13 protein-coding genes are annotated in these 17176 nt (G+C 65.7%); 3 read left to right on the top strand and 10 right to left on the bottom strand.

Annotated elements, in window-relative coordinates:
- Positions 1-22 precede the first annotated feature (22 nt).
- The 6 genes from AB4099_RS06385 to AB4099_RS06410 all read right to left on the bottom strand — a co-directional run bounded on the left by AB4099_RS06385 (position 23) and on the right by AB4099_RS06410 (position 6844).
- On the bottom strand, positions 23-1177 hold the full coding sequence (locus AB4099_RS06385) for a glycosyltransferase family 4 protein (RefSeq protein WP_441477417.1): 1155 nt from the start codon (positions 1175-1177) through the stop codon (positions 23-25).
- Positions 1178-1289: 112 nt separating this feature from the next.
- Complete coding sequence (locus tag AB4099_RS06390; RefSeq protein ID WP_441477418.1) at positions 1290-2504, bottom strand: MFS transporter; 1215 nt, start codon at positions 2502-2504, stop codon at positions 1290-1292.
- Positions 2505-3344: 840 nt separating this feature from the next.
- Positions 3345-3644, bottom strand: coding sequence for a hypothetical protein (locus AB4099_RS06395; RefSeq protein WP_441477419.1), 300 nt, complete (start codon positions 3642-3644; stop codon positions 3345-3347).
- A 100-nt stretch (positions 3645-3744) separates the two neighbouring features.
- On the bottom strand, positions 3745-5454 hold the full coding sequence (locus AB4099_RS06400) for a S8 family serine peptidase (protein WP_441477420.1): 1710 nt from the start codon (positions 5452-5454) through the stop codon (positions 3745-3747).
- Positions 5455-5554: 100 nt separating this feature from the next.
- Entirely contained in the window at positions 5555-6238 is a 684-nt protein-coding gene (locus tag AB4099_RS06405; protein ID WP_441477421.1) for a hypothetical protein, read from the bottom strand.
- 45 nt (positions 6239-6283) lie between these two features.
- Positions 6284-6844, bottom strand: coding sequence for a sigma-70 family RNA polymerase sigma factor (locus AB4099_RS06410; RefSeq protein WP_441477422.1), 561 nt, complete (start codon positions 6842-6844; stop codon positions 6284-6286).
- Between the two features lie 255 nt (positions 6845-7099).
- Here AB4099_RS06410 and AB4099_RS06415 point away from each other — a divergent pair, with 255 nt between their 5' ends.
- The gene (locus AB4099_RS06415) at positions 7100-8713 is read left to right on the top strand and encodes a gamma-glutamyltransferase (protein WP_113510995.1); all 1614 of its coding nucleotides are present in this window, start codon (positions 7100-7102) and stop codon (positions 8711-8713) included.
- Between the two features lie 21 nt (positions 8714-8734).
- On the opposite strand, the gene AB4099_RS06420 is transcribed toward AB4099_RS06415, so the two are convergent.
- From AB4099_RS06420 to aptA, 3 genes are all read right to left on the bottom strand, one after another.
- Entirely contained in the window at positions 8735-10321 is a 1587-nt protein-coding gene (locus tag AB4099_RS06420) for an ABC transporter substrate-binding protein (protein ID WP_441477423.1), read from the bottom strand.
- Positions 10322-10361: 40 nt separating this feature from the next.
- On the bottom strand, positions 10362-11855 hold the full coding sequence (locus tag AB4099_RS06425; protein ID WP_441477424.1) for an amidase: 1494 nt from the start codon (positions 11853-11855) through the stop codon (positions 10362-10364).
- 153 nt (positions 11856-12008) lie between these two features.
- Positions 12009-13358, bottom strand: coding sequence for an omega-aminotransferase AptA (aptA, locus tag AB4099_RS06430; RefSeq protein ID WP_441477425.1), 1350 nt, complete (start codon positions 13356-13358; stop codon positions 12009-12011).
- Positions 13359-13714: 356 nt separating this feature from the next.
- Here aptA and AB4099_RS06435 point away from each other — a divergent pair, with 356 nt between their 5' ends.
- Positions 13715-14263 (top strand): cupin domain-containing protein, encoded by a 549-nt coding sequence (locus tag AB4099_RS06435; protein ID WP_441477681.1) that lies wholly within the window; start codon positions 13715-13717, stop codon positions 14261-14263.
- A 79-nt stretch (positions 14264-14342) separates the two neighbouring features.
- Here the strand turns inward: AB4099_RS06435 and AB4099_RS06440 are convergent, their stop codons facing one another.
- A complete protein-coding gene (locus AB4099_RS06440) occupies positions 14343-15323 on the bottom strand; it encodes an alpha/beta hydrolase family protein (RefSeq protein WP_441477426.1) in 981 nt (326 codons plus the stop codon).
- A 247-nt stretch (positions 15324-15570) separates the two neighbouring features.
- On the opposite strand from AB4099_RS06440, the gene AB4099_RS06445 reads away from it, so the two are divergent.
- A complete protein-coding gene (locus tag AB4099_RS06445; RefSeq protein WP_441477427.1) occupies positions 15571-17166 on the top strand; it encodes an ABC transporter substrate-binding protein in 1596 nt (531 codons plus the stop codon).
- Positions 17167-17176 lie beyond the last annotated feature (10 nt).

Below are 17176 nucleotides of genomic sequence, written 5' to 3' on the forward strand. Positions count from 1 at the left end.
TCAAGCGTGGCGAGAGGCGCGCTCACGCTGCGACATCCGTCTGGGGCCGGGCCAGCAGACCACGATAGAGCGCCTTCACCGCATCCATGACATCGCGTTCGGTGTGGCCATCGAGCAGGCGGTTGCGCGCGCTCGCGCCCATCCGCTCGACCAGCCCCGGCGCACCTGCGAGCACGATCAGCACCTTGGCGAGCGCAGCCGCATCATCCGGCGGCACCACCATGCCGTCCTGTCCATCGCGCACAAAGCTGCGGCAGCCCGGCACATCGGTGGTCAGGATGGCACGCCCGCAGGCCGCCGCCTCGAGGATCGTTCGCGGCAGTCCTTCGCCGCCGCGTGATGGCAGGCAGCAGAGATGATGCGTCCGCCAGACCCCCTCGATATCGCGCGTCGGACCGGCCCAGTGGATGCCGGGACGCGCAGCCCATTCCTTGAGGGTCATCTCCGGGATCGCCTTCGGATTGGACGAGTCAGGCGCACCATGGATGGTGAGTTCGACGCGCGCGCCCTGCGCCCTGGCGAGCTTCACCGCCTCGACGGCGATGTCGACGCCCTTCGACCAGAGCATGCGCGCGACCAGCGCGACCTTGAGCGGCGGCGCCGGCGGCATCGGTTCCGGCATCAGCATGAGCGGATCGACCCCCGCGCCGCCGACGATCGCGACCTTGCCCTTGTCCTGCGGATCGAACCCCAGCACCACCGGATCATCGGGATTCTCGAACAGGAAGCGGACGCCCGGTCCGTCGATCGCTTCGCGCAACCAGGTCCGGGCGGCCAACCGCGCCAGGGCGGCGAGTTGCCCCTGTCTTGCCCCGAGGAAACCGAGCCCGGTCAGCGCATAGACGCGCCGCTCGATCCCGGCGAGCCTGCCGGCGAGCCCGGCCAACGCGATCGGCTTCAGCGCGATGCAGTGCAGGATATCCGGCCGCTCGGCTGTGATCAGACGCTTCAGCGTCTGGACCTGACGCAGCAGCGCCAGCGGCGAGAGACTGCCCCGTTCCGCTTCGAGCGCAATCAGCCGGGCACCCGTCGCCTCGATGACGCGGCGATGCTGGCGCTCACGCGCAATCACGACGACATCCAGATCCAACTCGCGCGCAGCCCGCGCCATCGGCAGGAAATGCGAGGCGAAGAACCAGTCTTCCGTGACGACGAAGAGGAGTTTGGGGCGGCGCATGGTGGCCGGACATGAGGCTGAAGCGAGCGAGAAGGTCAAGCGGTCAGCCTGTCAGGCGCCGTACCACAGACCTGTCCGGCCACGAGCCATACAGGGCCGCCCCCTCCATCGCTCAGCTATGCCGCGTTTCCTTCAAAGTTGGCAGGAACCAGGCCAGCAGGCCTATCGCCGGCAGGAACGAGCAGATCCGATAGATCGTCTCGATGCCGAGTTGGTCGGCAAACTCCCCGAGCAGAGCCGCCGCAATGCCGCCGAGTCCGAAGGAGAGCCCGTAGAAGAAGCCCCCGACCAACCCGATGCGGCCCGGCAGCAATTCCATCGCATAGATCAGGATGGCGGCGAAGGCGCTCGACATGATCAGGTTGATGATGACGGTCAGGACGCCCGTCCAGAAGAGGTCGGCATAAGGCAGGACGAGCGTGAAGGGCAACGCCCCCAGGATCGAGAACCAGATGATCTTGTTCCGCCCGATCCTGTCGCCGAGCATGCCGCCGAACAGAGCGCCGGCCGCCGAGGATCCCAGGAACAGGAACAACATAACCTGGGAGGTCTGGACGGAAACGCCGAATTTCCCGATCAGGTAGAAGGTGTAGAACGAGCTGAAGCTCGCGCTGTATGCGTTCTTCGAGAACAGCAGGATAATCAGGATCGCGACGGCCGGAGCAACGCTCCCCAGGCGCGGTGCTGCGCTCGCTACCGGCTCGGCTGCGGCCGCGACCTTACCGCGCACCTGCCGCGTACCGACCAGTGCGGACTGTCCTGCGGTCCAGATCATCAGCGCCATGGCGATCAGTGCCGCCGCCGAGAACCATGCCAGGCTGCCCTGGCCGTTCGGCACGATAATGAAGGCTGCCAGCAAGGGCCCGAGGGCGCCGCCGGTCTGACCGCCGACCTGGAAGATCCCCTGTGCCAAGCCATGCTGCCCGCCGGACGCATTGCGCGCCATTCGCGTCGCCTCGGGATGAAAGATCGAAGAACCAATGCCGACGCAGGCTGCCGCCAGCAAGAGCAGCGGATAGCTGCCGGCAAGGGCCAGGCCGACGAGGCCGAACAGAGAAAACCCCATGCCGACGACCATCGAATACGGCATCGGCTTCTTGTCCGTGTAGAGACCGACCAGCGGCTGCAGCAGGGAGGCCGAGACCTGAAATGTCAGGGTGATCAGCCCGATCTGTCCGAAGTCGAGCGCATAGGCGGTTTTGATGATCGGATAGATCGCCGGAATCAGCGACTGAATCATGTCGTTGAGCAGGTGCGTGACGCTGAGCGCGATCAGCACGGGCATTGTTGCGCGACGGGCGATCCCGACCGGCGTAGTCACGTTCATGAGCTATGACTTATGTTTCGGCTAATCAGTTATTCGCTCACTAAAGCAAGCCGAGAGGCCGGACAATTTCATTGCCATGCTCTGCAAGCGATACTGCGCGTCGCCCAGCGCGGATACTTCACCGCTGGACCAGTTGGGGGCGGCATATCAGATTGGATCGCATCGGCGGCGCCACAAGCGTGCCTAAGCTCTCCAAGCGCACCGCATGGCCGCTCGTTGGCGCTGCAGGTTGGCCCGGGCCAGTTTCCCTGCACGGCATCGACAGCATGGGAATTGGCTGTGTGCGCCAGCGCCAAAGGACGTATGGTCGGCCCGCGTGCAAGCCTTCCGTGGCGACGCCTTCGCAATCCCTTGCCTGCTTGAAGTCGAACGATGACGAGCCGCCGATACGATCGGCGGCGCCAATGTTCATATGACGCGAACGCTGGCACCCATGGCTACCGATGGAGACGAGCTATGAAGCATCTGCTCATTGCCGTTGGCCTCTTTGGCGGACTGACTGTTTTCACCGCGACCGAAGCAAGCGCTGTCGTTTGCGCCCGCGGCGTGGTTCGCGCCGGTTGTGTCTCCGCTGGTGGTGCGGCTGTGGTCCGGCGCCCTGTCGCGGCTCCGAGGGCTGTTGTTGCGCCGCATCGAACCGTCGTGCGGCGAACAACTGTAATCCGATAAGCCTGGACTTCGAACATCCCAGGCCATGCGCCCGGTCCGGCCATTCCTTGCTGTCCGCAACCTGGCACTGGGTGAGTGGCCCGCATCCTCCGACGACTACTCTGCTCTCCAACCGGCATCCGGCCCTCCGGACACCCCGGAGAGCCGGATTGTGGGGAGCGGCGCGCAGGCTTAGTAGAGGCTGCAGACCCGGCGATGACCGACGACGTCACCGAAGCGGTTGATGCGCTCGACCAGCTCGCAGCGGCGCACGGGAGCGTCCTCCTCATAGACCGGCTCGGCATAGGCACGATCAGCTGAGGCGGCGAGCAGTCCGCCGACGGCCAGCGCTCCGACGATGCCGGCACCGACACCCCAATACGGGCCGCGGTAGCGCGGGCGGGCTTCGGCGCCACCTGCGCTGGCGAGGAGCGCGGTGCCAAGCGTGAAGGCGGCGAGAGTGGCGGCCATGCTCTTCCGGAAGGTGGTCATCGTCCTGTCTCCTGCGGCTTGATCGGGAGCGAACCATTCGCCCTCCATGACCATTGGTCGCGGCGGACGCGCAGAAGGTTCAAAGCCGCGCTGGATTTTTTCAGGGGCGAGCCGTCGACACCGGCAGGGCGCGCGCCAGAGCTGCCGGTCCATCGACCCGGCCCGCTCCGAAGACAGGGTCCTTGCCCCTGCCGCCGAGATCGACGGCGCTTTCGATCAGCAGCCTGCGCATATCATCGAGGCCGAGCTCCGGACGCTTCTCGAGCAGCAGTGCCACGAGTCCCGAGACATGGGCCGCGGCGATCGAGGTGCCTGACGAGAAGGCGTAGCGCCCCTGTGGTTCGGCCGCCAGCACATCGACCCCCGGCGCCGCGACAGCGATGTAATCACCGCGATTGGCGCCGGAGAAGGGCTTGTCGTCCGCGTCGGTGGCGGTGACTGCAATGACATTGGGATCGGCGCCGGGATAGAGCGGCGCTGCCTTGGCCCCGCCATTGCCCGCGGCCGCGACCGCGATCATGCCCTTGGTCTTGGCCCCTGCGAGCGAGCGTGACAGCAGCCGGTCCTGCGGGCCGGCAAAGCTCAGATTGAGAACGCGTGCGCCCTCGCCTGCCGCCCAGTCGAGCGCCGCCAGGATGTGGAAGGTCGTGCCATTGGCGGGGCCCGCTGTCGCCGATCCCGAGAAGGCGCGCGCCGCCAGAAGCCTCGCGCCCGGAGCGACCCCCTGCAATTGCGCCTGCGCCAGGATCGCCCCCGCCATCGCGGTACCATGCGCATCGGGTTGAACGTCACCGCCGAGCGCATCGAATGAACCGGCAAGGACACCCTGCAACTCCGGATGGGTCGTATCGGTGCCGGAATCGATCACGGCCACACGGATCGCCGCACCGCGCGCGATCTTGTGCAGATCGTCGAGATGCAGCTTCTCGACCACATATTGCGGCTGCAGCCCGCGCTTCGGCGCAATCGAGACAAGTGGCGGGATTGGAGGAAGATCCGGGATGATGATCGGTTTCTCGGCATCGTCAGCCGTGTTGGCTGTCGGTGCCGGCACAACATCCGCGCTCGCCGGTTGGGTCGCGCCCTTCGGCTCATCCTGCTGCAACGCATAGAGATAGTTCGGCTGGGCACTGGCGACGCGTGGATCGCCCGCCATCTGGGCCAGCACGCTCCTGGCGCTGCGGCCGCCCTCGAGACGCGCACGGATGATGGAGACGCCGGCAAGCTCGAAGCGCCGGCTGGCAATCTGCGTCGCGCGATAGCGGCGAAGCACCACCTCGGCCTGCGCATTCGGTGCAAGCTCGAACAGAATCTCCTCATTGACCAAGCGCCGCTCGGTGGCCGGCGGTACGATGACATTCGGCTGGCGCGGGGCCGGCCGAGCGGTTCGGATCGGCGGCGGTGCGACGGGAGGAGCGACACGCCGCGTCCGGGGCGGCACGACCTCTCGAACCGGCGGCTGGCGCCGCGGCCTGCGCAACTCCGGCTCCTCATCATAATCCTCGATGATGACAGGCCGGCGGCTCGCCTGATCCAGGATCAGCCCGCTGATGATGCCGGCGCCGACGCCGACGGCCGCAGGCCCCCAGCCACCCCCGCCCGGATAGCGTCCGGGATAGCGGGAGGGCCGACCGGGGACGCCACCGGGACGCTGGTCGGGATAGGGCCGGGTCGTCGGGACGCGATCGATTTCCGGCTGCGGCCTCTGGCTCAGGCCCTGGCCGAAGCGCTGACCGCCGGTCCTGAAATCCTGAGCGGAAGCTGGGAAGATCAGCCCGATGAGCAGGACCAAAGCAGCGCAACCGGCCATCGGCGCCCGATGTCGATGCGACCCGCTGGTTTGACGGGGCACGGCGCACACTCCCCATTTCGCCCCCAAGGTTAGCATGGCGAGCCCCTTGTCGCGACCGCTACGGGGCCGGCGCCACGAAACTGATGATCGCAGCTTCGGCCTTCATCCGCGCCGCGATGGAGTCGACCTGCGCCGGCGTCAGCTTCGCGTCGCCGACGCGCACCTTGAAGAAGCCGTTGGCGCGCGGACCGTCGACCACCGACGCCTCGTAGCGCTTGAAGAAAGCGGCGATGTCGGCAGCCCTTGCATCCGGTACGAAGCTGAGCAGGACATAGCGCTCCGAGGACGAGGTCCCCGGTGCCGACGCGGTACGGAACCCAGCCCCGCCACCGTGCAGGGCAAGGCCTGTCAACGCTACGCCCTGAATTGCGATCAGGGCCAGAGCCGCGGCGCTGGCATAGGCGAGCTTTCGCGGTGGCAGCGCCGCCAGCCATTGGCCGAGCCAGCTCAGGAAGCCGCCGCGGGCCCGTGCCAGAAGCGGCGCCTGCTGCGGCTCGGCCTCGATGCCGGCCATCAGGCGGTCGAGGGCGCGTGGCGAAGGGGCGCCCAGGCTCTCATTGAGCAGGATCGTCTCCGCCATGTCCTCGCGGATGATCTCGAGCCGCGCGGCGAGTTCCGGATCGGTCGCCAGCGCCGTCTCGACGCGCGCCTTGTCTTCTGCCGAGATGCGGTCGTTGGCGTAGAAGGGCAGCAGCTCTTCGAGTTCGCCGCGCCTCGGATCGGTCGCGATGCTGTCAGTCATGGCGCACCTCCCGATTGGGCGGACCGAGCAGGCATATGAGAACGGTCATGGCCAGCCCCGATCGATGCCTGCGGCCTTGAGCAGGTCGCCCAGCTTCTTGCGAGCATGGAAGAGCCGCGTCTTGACGGTGTTCTCGGGGATGCCGACGATCCGTGCCACTTCCTCCACCGAAGTCTCATGATAATAGACGAGATCGATGACCTCGCGGTGTTCGAGACTGAGTTTCCCGAGGCAGGCCCTGATGGCGAGACCCTTGTCCTGCTTCTGCAGCACGATCTCAGGATCGTCGGCCTCGTCCTCGATGGTTTCGGCGAAATCGTCGTCGAGGCCGGCCTCGCGCCGCTTGCGCAGCAGCGAATAGGCCTTGTTGCGGGTGATGGCGAGGAGCCAGGTCGTGACGCTGGCCCGCGCCTCGAACCGGTCCGCCTGCCGCCAGAGATCCATGAAGACGTCACTGATCACATCCTCCGCAACCGTCTCATCGCGCACGAGCCGCAGCGCGAAACGATAGACATGCACCTGATGCCGCGAGAACAGCACCTTCATGGCGAGCCGGTCGCCGGAGGCGATCCGCTTGACGAGGTCTTCGTCGGACTCGGTATGCATCGCGCAGGGCCCTGCATGCCGGCTCGCAGGTTTGTCGCTGCGAATGCGGCGGAGGTTCAATCCGTTCCGAGATTAATGCCTCGCACGCATTGCGCCAGCCATTTGCTGCGACATCCTCAACCTGAGGTCGCGACCCCGACCGCCGCAGCCGGGCCGCCCCCGAGCCGACCGCAGGGCGGGCCTGCTTTGCCAGCCTTCCGCCACATCACGGAATCGTGGAAGCATGGCTGAACCGAACAAGGGGGAGTTGGATACATGGCCGTGGCCAAGAGCGCGCGTGAAAAAGTCTACCGGACGCAGAACTGGAACCTGACCAAGCCCTCGGCGCGCGGAAAGAACGGCATCGTCGTCTCGCAGAACCGCGAGGCCGCCGAAGCCGGCGCGGCCATCCTGGACGCCGGCGGCAATGCCGCAGACGCTGCCGTCGCGGCCTGCTTCGCGCTCGCCGCGGTCGAACCCTGGAACAGCGGTCTCGGCGGTATCGGCTTCGCGGTCGTGCTGAAGGCCGGTGAATCGCGAGCCCAGGTCGTCGATTTCGGCCCCGTCGCGCCGCGCCGTGCCGATCCGAAGGACTACCCGCTGACCGGCGCGATGAAGAAGGACCTCTTCACCTGGCCGGAGGTGGTCGACGACCGCAATATCCACGGACCGCTCTCCTTCTGCATCCCTTCGTCGGTTGCCGGCTACGCCGCGCTGAAACAGCATTTCGGCACCGGGCTGCCGGTCTCCGAACTCCTTGCGCCTGCGATCGCGCTCGCCAGGCGCGGGCTGGCGCAGGACTGGTACACGACGCTGAAGATCGCCTCCTCGGCCTCGGTCTTGCGGCTCTATGAGGAAAGCGCCCGCATCTATCTGCCCGGTGGCCTGCCGCCGGTACCGCCCTATCAAGGTGTTCCGGGCTTCATGAGGCTCGGCAATCTTGCAGCGACGCTGGAGCGCCTGGCCCAGGCGGGCTTGCGCGATTTCTACGAAGGCGAAACTGCACGACGACTCGCAGCCGACATCGCGGCCGTGGGCGGTGTCATCGATGCGACTGATCTTGCAGGCTGCGAGGCGACCATCCGGCAGGCTCCGGTGATCGACTGGCGCGGCACGCATGTGCTGCACACCGCCGGCGGGCTGACCGCCGCCCCGACGCTCGCTGCGGTGGTCGAAGGCATGGCCGCAGTGGCTCCGTCGACGGGTGGCCCGAACGCCGCCTGGTTCGCAAAGCTCTCGACGGTGATGCGCGAGGCCTATGCCGAGCGCCTCTCCGGTCTCGGCGCCGCGCAAGCTGCACCGGAGCCGGCCGACACCTGCACCACGCATCTGACCGTTGTCGATGGCGAGGGCAACCTCGTCGCCGTCACCACCACCCTGCTCTCCTCGATGGGCAGCCGCGTCGTTCTGCCCGAGACCGGCGTGCTGATGAACAACGGCATGATGTGGTTCGATCCGCGCCCCGGCAGCGCCAATGCGATCACGCCCGGCGCACGGCCCCTCTGCAACATGTGCCCGGTCGTGGTGACGCCGAAGGACGGCAGCTGGCCCCGGTTTGCCATGGGCGCCTCGGGCGGCCGGCGCATTCTCGCCAGCGTCTACCAGAGCCTGGCCTGGACGCTCGATTTCGACATGGACGTCGACCAGGCCGCCCATGCACCACGCATCGATGTCTCCGGGCCGGATTCGACCAGTGCCGATTGCCGCCTGCCCGACGATGTCCTCGATGCGCTGGAAGCGGCCGGGCCGGTCTCGGTCGTCGAGCACGGCGTGTTGCCGATCAACTTCGCCTGCCCGAACCTGATCCGCGTCGACAGAGACGGCGCGGAAGGTTGCAGCGATCTCGTATCACCCTGGTCGGCGGCGGTCGCAGCAGGCCCTGCCGCCTGATGCGACCCCGTGCTGCGCCGGTCAGGCCCGGCGCAGGCCCCAGGGGTAGGGTGCAGAGCCCGGCAGCATGCCGGTCAGGCTCTTGCGATAGGCCGTGCGGATGACGAACTGGCCGAGCGGAATGGTCGCGACCTCTTCCAGCGACAGCCGCGCGAGGGCGACGGCAGCCTTCTTCTGGCCCGCCGCATCGGCGGCGTAGAGCCACTCCTCGGCCAGTTTCTCGGCGGTCTCGTTCTCCCACCAGCCGAACCAGCCCTTGGCGCCCTGACCACGGACGAGCAGCGACAGGGCCGGGTTGCTCCAGCCCACCGCCGGGCCGGTGGTGTGAAAGATGCTCCAGCCGCCCTTCTCGACGCTTTCGCGATTGCCTCGACGCTGCACAACCGTGCCCCAGTCGCTGTCCGCCATCTGCACATTCATGCCGAGGCGTTGCAGCAGCTCGCCGGTGACCTGCCCGAGCGGGCCGATATCGGGGAAGTCGGTCGGGCTGATGATGACGACCTTCTCGCCGGCGTAACCGGACGTCGCCAGGGCTGCCTTCGCCTTGTCCAGGCTTTGCGGCATCAGGTCTTCTTGCTCCCCGGTATAATAGGGCGTGCCGCGCGGCCAGAGGCTGCGGCAGGTTTGCCAGAGCGTGGTGTCGTCGCCCTGCGTCGCCTGCATGTAGTCTTCCTGGTTCACAGCCATGCGAACCGCCTGGCGCACCTTGGGATTGTTGAAGGGCGGATGCAGGTGGTTCAGCCGCATGATCGCCATCCGGCCGGAGGTATCCGTTGCCTCCCGCCTGATCTCGGGATTGCTCGCAAGCAGCGGCTGGAGATCGGTCAGCGGACGTTCCCACCAGTCGACCTCGCCCTTCATCAGGGCCGAAGCCGCCGTCGCGGGATCGGGCAGGACCTGCCATTCGATGCGCTCGAAATGGCCTGTCTTGCCACCGGCATTGCGGCTCGCCGGCTCGGAGCGCGGTTTGTAGCCGGCGAATTTCTCGTAGACCACCCGGCTGCCGGAGACATACTCGCCCGGGACGAAACGGTAGGGGCCCGACCCCACCATTTCCGTCACCTGCTTGCTGGCATCGGTCACGGCCAGCCGTTCGGGCATGATGAAGGGTGGCGTGTCGACCTTGGCCAGCGCCTCGAGCATGGTTGGGAAGGCACGCGTCAGCTTGATCTCGAAGATCCGGTCGTCGACGACCTGCCAGCTTTCGACCACCTTGGCCAGCAACTGCCCGTACGGGTCGCGCTGGCACCAACGCTTCAGGCTGGCGACGCAATCGGCAGCCTTGACCGGCGCGCCGTCATGGAAGACCAGACCGTCACGAAGCGCGATGCGCCAGGTCTTGCCATCGTTCAGCACCTCGTGCCCTTCGGCCATTTGTGGCTGCGGCTTGAAGTCCATATCGGCGCCGAAGAGCGTGTCGAAGACATAGTAGCCGTGATTATTGGTCACGGTTGCCGTGGTCCAGATCGGGTCGAGCGCGCTCAGATTGGCCTGCGGCACGAATTTCATCAGGGTGGAGCGCCCGGCCTGGGCCCGGGCGAGAGACGTCAACGAGGGACTGCCGAGGCCGGCTGCGACGGCCCCCTTCAAGAATGTACGGCGCTTCAACGGAAATCCCCTCTTGTTGTTGTGTGTCGGCTATGGCGCGTCAGTCGAACCCCAGGAACCCAGGGCTGTCGCTCAGGCGCTGAGCCTTCGCCAGCGCGGCGATGTCCGGCACCGGTCGCGCCGTTCGTGGATCGCCGGCCAGCACCCGCTCCAGGGCCGCCGCAACGGCAAGCACCTTGGCGTCGCCGCCGCGCGGACCGACGATCTGCAAACCAAACGGCATGCCGTTGCGATCGAGCCCCACCGGCAGCGAGATCGCGGGGTGACCGACCACGGTGACGGCATAGGCCAATGCCAGCCAGTGGAAATAGGTTCGCGTCGCCTTGCCGTCGATTTCGGCCGGATAGAGCTCGCTCCAGGGCCGCGGGCTCAACGTCACCGCCGGCGACAGGATGACGTCGAAGCGCGAGAAGAAGCTCTGCCAGTTCTTGTAGAGCACGGTCTGCTGTTTCAGCGCCTGGGTGACGTCGAGCGCGTTGTAGCGCAGCCCCTCCTCGACATTCGCGCGAACGTTGGGGCCGACAAGCTCGGGCGTATCCCGCACCCGCTCATGCATCGAGGCCAGGAAGGAGAGCGAGCGCAAGACCTCGAAGGTTTCGTCCGTGCCGCTGCAGTTGGGCGTCGCCTCGTCCGCCACGGCAAAAAGGTGATTGAACAGACCGGTCTTCTCGGCAAAGACCTCTCGGATATGCCGTTCGGTCGGCGCGAAGCCGAAATCGGGCGTCAGCGCGACCTTGAACGATGCGAGGTCGATCTCGGCCGGCCGCGCGAAATCCTCCGGTTTGCGCACGGTCTGGCCAAAGATCGTCGTCGCCAGCGGATCGCAGGCGTCGTCCGAAACCATGGTCGAGAGCAAGAGGCAGAGGTCGGGCACGGTCCTGGCCATCGGGCCCAGCACACTCAGCGGGTTCCAGCCGAAGGGTCGCTTGTCGCTCGGGACCAGCCCCGGCGTCGGCCGGAAGCCGACGACGCCATTGAAGGCGGCAGGATTGCGCAGCGAGCCGCCCGTATCCGAGCCGGTCGCGATCGGCACCATATTGGTTGCCAGCACGACGCCGGATCCGCCGGAGGAACCGGCCGCCGATTTCGAGGGATCGAAGGGATTGCCGGTCACGCCATAGACGGCATTGCGCGTGTTGGCGCCGGCGCCCCATTCCGGCGTGTTTGTCTTTCCTGCGATGATGGCGCCGGCCTTGCGGACCGAGGCGACGATCAGCTGGTCCTCGGGCGGCACGAAGTCGCGAAACAGCGGGCTGCCATAGGTCGTCCGCAGGCCCGCGACATTCTCGAGATCCTTGATGCCGACCGGCAGGCCATGCAAGGCGCCGAGCGCATCACCGCGCATCGTCGCCTCATCGGCCCTTAGCGCCGCCGCCCGCGCCCGCTCGTCATCGCGCGCAACCATCGCATTGACGGCGGGGTCGACGGCATCGATGCGGCGGATGCAGCTTTCCAGCAACTCGCCGGCGGAGAGGGACTTCGCCCCGATCAGGGCGCGCGCCTCGACGGCACTGAGATCGCAAGGTTCGCTCAAGGCAGGCCCCTCCATTGGCATGACGCGGCGCAAGGGCCGCGTCTCGTCAGCCAGATTGACAGGAGGCCAAGCTGGCACCGCGGGGACAGGCCTCGCAATGCACAGGATTGCATCGGCCGGATGCGCCGGCCGGCGGTCGGTCCGCTGGGCTGGCTAGGCTGCGCGCTTCAGCGCTTCGCCGAGCAGCGACACCATGTCGTCGATCTGCCCGGGCTCGACGATCAGCGGTGGCGACAGAGCGATAATGTCGCCGGTGACACGGATCAGCAGCCCCTTCTCGAAGCAGTCGACGAAGATGTCATAGGCCCGCGCCCCGATCGCTCCAGCGCGCGATTCGAGCTCGATGCCGACGACGAGACCGATGGTGCGGATATCGATGACATGGGGAGCGCCCCTGAGGCTGTGCATCGCCTCCTGCCATTTCGCCGCGAGCTCCGCGGCACGCGTCAGGAGCCCCTCTTCGGCATAGATGTCGAGCGTCGCGAGACCAGCGGCGCAGGCGATCGGGTGGCCGGAATAAGTATAGCCATGGAACAGCTCGATTGCTGCCTCCGGACCGGTCATCAGCGCATCATGCACCTTGCGGCTGGCGAAGACGGCCCCCATCGGCACCGCACCATTGGTCAGGCCCTTGGCCGTCGTCATGATATCCGGCACCACGCCGAAATAGTCGGCCGCAAAGGGCATACCGAGACGGCCGAACCCCGTGATGACCTCGTCGAAGATCAGCAGGATGCCGTGACGCGTTGCAATCTCGCGCAGGCGCTGCAGATAGCCCTTCGGCGGCAACAGAACGCCGGTCGAGCCTGCGACGGGCTCCACGATCACCGCCGCGATCGTTTCCGCGCCATGCAGCGCGACCAGGCGCTCCAGATCATCGGCAAGTTCGGCGCCGTGCTCCGGGAGCCCCTTCGTATAGGCATTGCGGGCAAGATCATGCGTATGGCGCAAATGATCGCTGCCCGGAAGCTGCGGGAAGACGCGCCGGTTATTGACCAGCCCGCCGACGGAAATGCCGCCGAAGCCGACGCCGTGATAGCCACGCTCGCGGCCGATCAGGCGGGTGCGCGTCCCCTGCCCGATCGCGCGCTGATAGGCGATGGCGATCTTAAGAGCCGTGTCGACCGATTCCGAACCCGAGCCGGTGAAGAAGACGCGGTCGAGCTTGGCGTCTCCCGCCCCGGGCGCCAGGGCTGCGAGTCGCTCGGCGAAGTCGAAGGCGATCGTGTGCCCCATCTGGAAGGACGGCGCATAATCGAGCGTCGAAAGCTGGCGCTCGACCGCTTCCGTGATCTGGCGACGGCCATGTCCGGCATTGACGCACCAGAGCCCGGCCGTGCCGTCGACCACCTTGCGACCATCATCGGTGGTGTAGTGCATGCCCTGAGCCGAGGCCAGCAGCCGCGGCGCGGCCTTGAACTGCCGGTTGGCGGTAAAGGGCATCCAGTAGCTGTCGAGCGAACGGGCGTTCTGCAATGAGGCTGGCGGAGTGTTTGCGGTCATGGCGTGCTCCCTTGTCTATCGACCACAAGCCACGTTCCGTGATTGCCAACAAGTCTGTTTCAGGCGAACCATAAGGAGCTGATTTATAATGGTGCATTGATATTGTGATGCGGATATTGAACAGGAGGAACAGCGATTGGCGGACGCCAAGAGTGGAGCGCAACTGCGCCATGTCCGTGCGCTCTGAGATGAAGATCGGCTTTTTCAGGCCGGTTGGCGCCCCCGTTGACTGAAAACTTGTGCCCTTCGCCTCGGACTGAGGGGACGTATTCCTCTGGGCAAACACGCGCGATGAAGACCTATCGAGGATCGCCTTGGACGAAGCGGAGCTTAGCGACATCGAGGAGGAAAGCGCAGTGACCGTGGACGTAGGCGCTCGCCTTCGTTTTATCCGACAGAAATACAATTTATCGCAGCGCACGCTCGCAAGACGTGTCGGCATAGCCAATTCTTCAATATCACTGATCGAATCGAACTCCATTAGCCCATCCGTTGGAGTTCTGAAGCGAATTCTCGATGGAATCCCCATTGGTCTCAGCGAATTCTTCTCAATGGAGCCTGATAGGCCGCAACAAATCTTCTATCAAGCCAGTGAACTGGTCGAGATCGGCAAGGGCGGGATTTCGTTCCGGCAAGTCGGCGAGAGCCTGTTCGGTCGAGCGCTTCAAATCCTGAAAGAACGCTACGAACCAGGGACCGATACAGGCCGTGTACTGCTCGCCCATGATGGGGAAGAGGGCGGAATTGTCCTCGTTGGCCGGCTGGAGGTCACCGTCGAAGACGAGCGCCGAATACTGGGGCCGGGCGATGCGTATTATTTCGACAGCAGAAGGCCGCATCGGTTCAGATGCGTGGGACCGGTTGCTTGCGAAGTTGTGAGCGCCTGCACACCGCCATCGTTTTAACCGAGCGACGCGATGCTCGCGTTTGACTGCGCCGTCACAAGCGCGGGCACAGCATCTGGCTTGCGCTCCAATCGTCGCATCAGGGCCTTGCGCTCGCTCCCCAGATGCGATCGAGGAATCGGTCGGCATAGGGCTGCCAGAGTGCACGGCCCTCCGGCGTCGGGAACAGCCTGTGCCCGTCTTCTCCGAACGCATCCAGGAGATGATACTCGGCATCGCCGCCGGCGGAGCGATAGGCGCCTGCCATGTGGGCGGTCAGGGCGCTGTCGAAGAAGCGATCGTTCCGGGTGTAGATCCACAGGGTCGGGATCTTCGATGAACGGCCGAAGGTTGCCGCTGCGTCGACAAGGCTGTCCGGCGCGCAATTCTGGTTCGGCCGGCCGCCGGCATAGCCACCGCGACCACCGGCGAAATTGATGACGGCGCGCACGCTCGCCGGGCTGCGGCTCGCCGCGGCCAGCGAGCCCCAGCCCCCGGCCGATTGGCCCACGAGCAGGATGCGGTCGGCCCGGATCGTGGGGAGGGTCGCGAAATAGCGGGCGACATTCTCGATATCATCCGCAGTCGCCAGCCCGCCGCGAACGTAGTCCGGCTGGCTGCACGGACCGTAGGCCTCGGCCCATTCGCCTCCGCGCGGGCCATATCCGCGGCGCAGCGGCAGCACGACCATGAAGCCACGCGAGACCAGCCAGTCCGCACCTGCCCGGTATTCGGGCGGCGCCATCGTCTTGCGCGCAGCCGCATTCGCCGGTGAGCCATGGCTCACAACCGCGAGCGGGAACGGGCCTGGCCCGGCCGGACTGAACACACGCGCCGGCAGCAGGATCTCGGCACCCTGCGCATCCCGGCCCACCGGGACGAACCAGGACTGCTCGCCGGGGTGCTCTCGATCGACGGGCAATCGGCCCGGCCGGGGATGCTCGACCGCCTGCCAGGGGTTTGACGGTTGCGCCTGAGCCGGAGGGGCGAGGCCCAGCGCCAGGGTCGACGCGGCAACGGCGTATTTCAACGGCAGCATCCAATCCCCAGCAGAGGCGACGCTCGATGCAAGCAGAGACATATTCGCGGTCCATCCCTAGATAATTTTCCAAATTGAAGTATATTGCAGTATGATAGTCAAGTGAGCTCGTCTATATTCGGATTCATCGAGTACTTATCGCAATGTATTCGAAAATGTATTGAGTTTATGCAATTAACTCATAACTGTTATCTTGATACCATCCGTCTTTTCAAACATCCTGCTCTCAAGAATATCGTGATCGAGGCGGCCCTTCCGCTGATGTCGATCCGCATGGGGAGCGTTCGCTATGTTACGCAGATTGACCCGAGCCGCTCTCGCGGGCTCGTTCCTGCTCGGCCTTGCCGTGGCACCGGGACAGGCCGCGACGCCCAAGGACGTATTCGTCATGGCGAGCGACCTCACCACCTTCATCACGTTCGATCCGGCTGCAGCCAACGAGTCGTTTCCCAACGAATTGTTGCGGCAGATGTGCACGCCGCTGCTCTCGCTGGATCACAAGGATCCTTCGAAAGTCGTCGCCGGCATCGCCGAGACATGGTCGAGCTCCCCGGACGGGAAGACCTGGACGTTCTCGCTGCGGCGCGGCATGGTTTTCCCGTCTGGCAATCCCGTCACCTCGTCGAGCATCGCCTGGGCCATGCGCCGGTCGATCAAGCTCAACCTGGTCAGCGCGAGCCTGATGCGCGACTGGGGGCTCACCTCGCAGGACCAGATCGCAACGCCGGACGACCATACGCTCGTCATCACCCTGGCCAAGGATCTGGCGCCCTCGGTGACGCCCTTTGCCTTCACCAACCACCGCATGGGGTCGGCCCTCGACCGCGACACGATCATGGCGCGCGAGAAGGACGGCGATCTCGGCGCCGGCTGGCTGAACACGAATGTCGCCTGCTATGGCCCCTACCGCCTGAACACGCTGCGAGCCCAGGAGGTCGCGATCCTGGAAGCCAACCCGACCTATTGGAAGGGCGCGCCAGCGATGAAGCGGATCATCGTGCGGCATGTGCCGGAACCCGGCGCGCAGAGGCTCCTGCTCGAGAAGAACGACATCGACTACGCCAAGTCGGTCGAAGCCTCGTCGCTGGCGGCCATGGTGGCCAATCCGGAACTGCGCTTTCAGTTTCAGCCGCGCCTCGACAGCGTCTATCTCGCGCTGAACCAGAAGGACCCGATCCTCAGCAACCCGAAGGTCATCGAGGCCTTTCGCCACCTGATCGACTATCAGGGACTGAGGGAGACCGTGCAGAAGGGGCGCGCCGAAATCCGCCAGAGCTTCGTGCCGGCCGGCGTGTTCGGGGCTCTGCCGAAGGGCGAGGACCCCTATCGGCTGGATATCGCCAAGGCAAAGGCCCTCCTCACCGAGGCAGGCTATGGCGACGGCTTCAAGAAGACCGTCCTGACGATGACGAACTACCCGTTTCCGGATCTTGCGCAGAACTTCCAGCAGAATGCCGCGAAGGTCGGCGTCACGCTGGATATTCGCACCATGGCGACGGCGCAGCTCTACACGCTGATGCGCAGCCGCGACTTCCAGATGCTGATGGCGGTCTATGATTACGATTATCCCGATGCCAACGATATGGCGCTGCGGATGGCGTATAACCCCGACAACAGCGATGCCGCCAAGGCGACCAATTTCCTCGCCTGGCGCGCCGCATGGGCGCCCGACGCCTGGTTCAAGCAGCAGGTCGAAGCCGCGCAGCTCGAGCGCGACCCCGCCAAGCGCACGGCGCTCTATGCCGAACTGCAGCGCCGCCACATGCGCGAGTCGCCGATCATCGGCATCTTCCAGCGGCTCGGCGCGATGGCCCTGCACAAGCGGGTCAAGCGCTTCGAATATAACGGCGCGGAGCTGTTCTACGACACGATCGAGAAGGAGTGAGGCGTGAGCT

The organism is Allobosea sp. 2KB_26 (assembly GCF_052115715.1).
Taxonomy (GTDB): Bacteria; Pseudomonadota; Alphaproteobacteria; order Rhizobiales; family Beijerinckiaceae; genus Allobosea.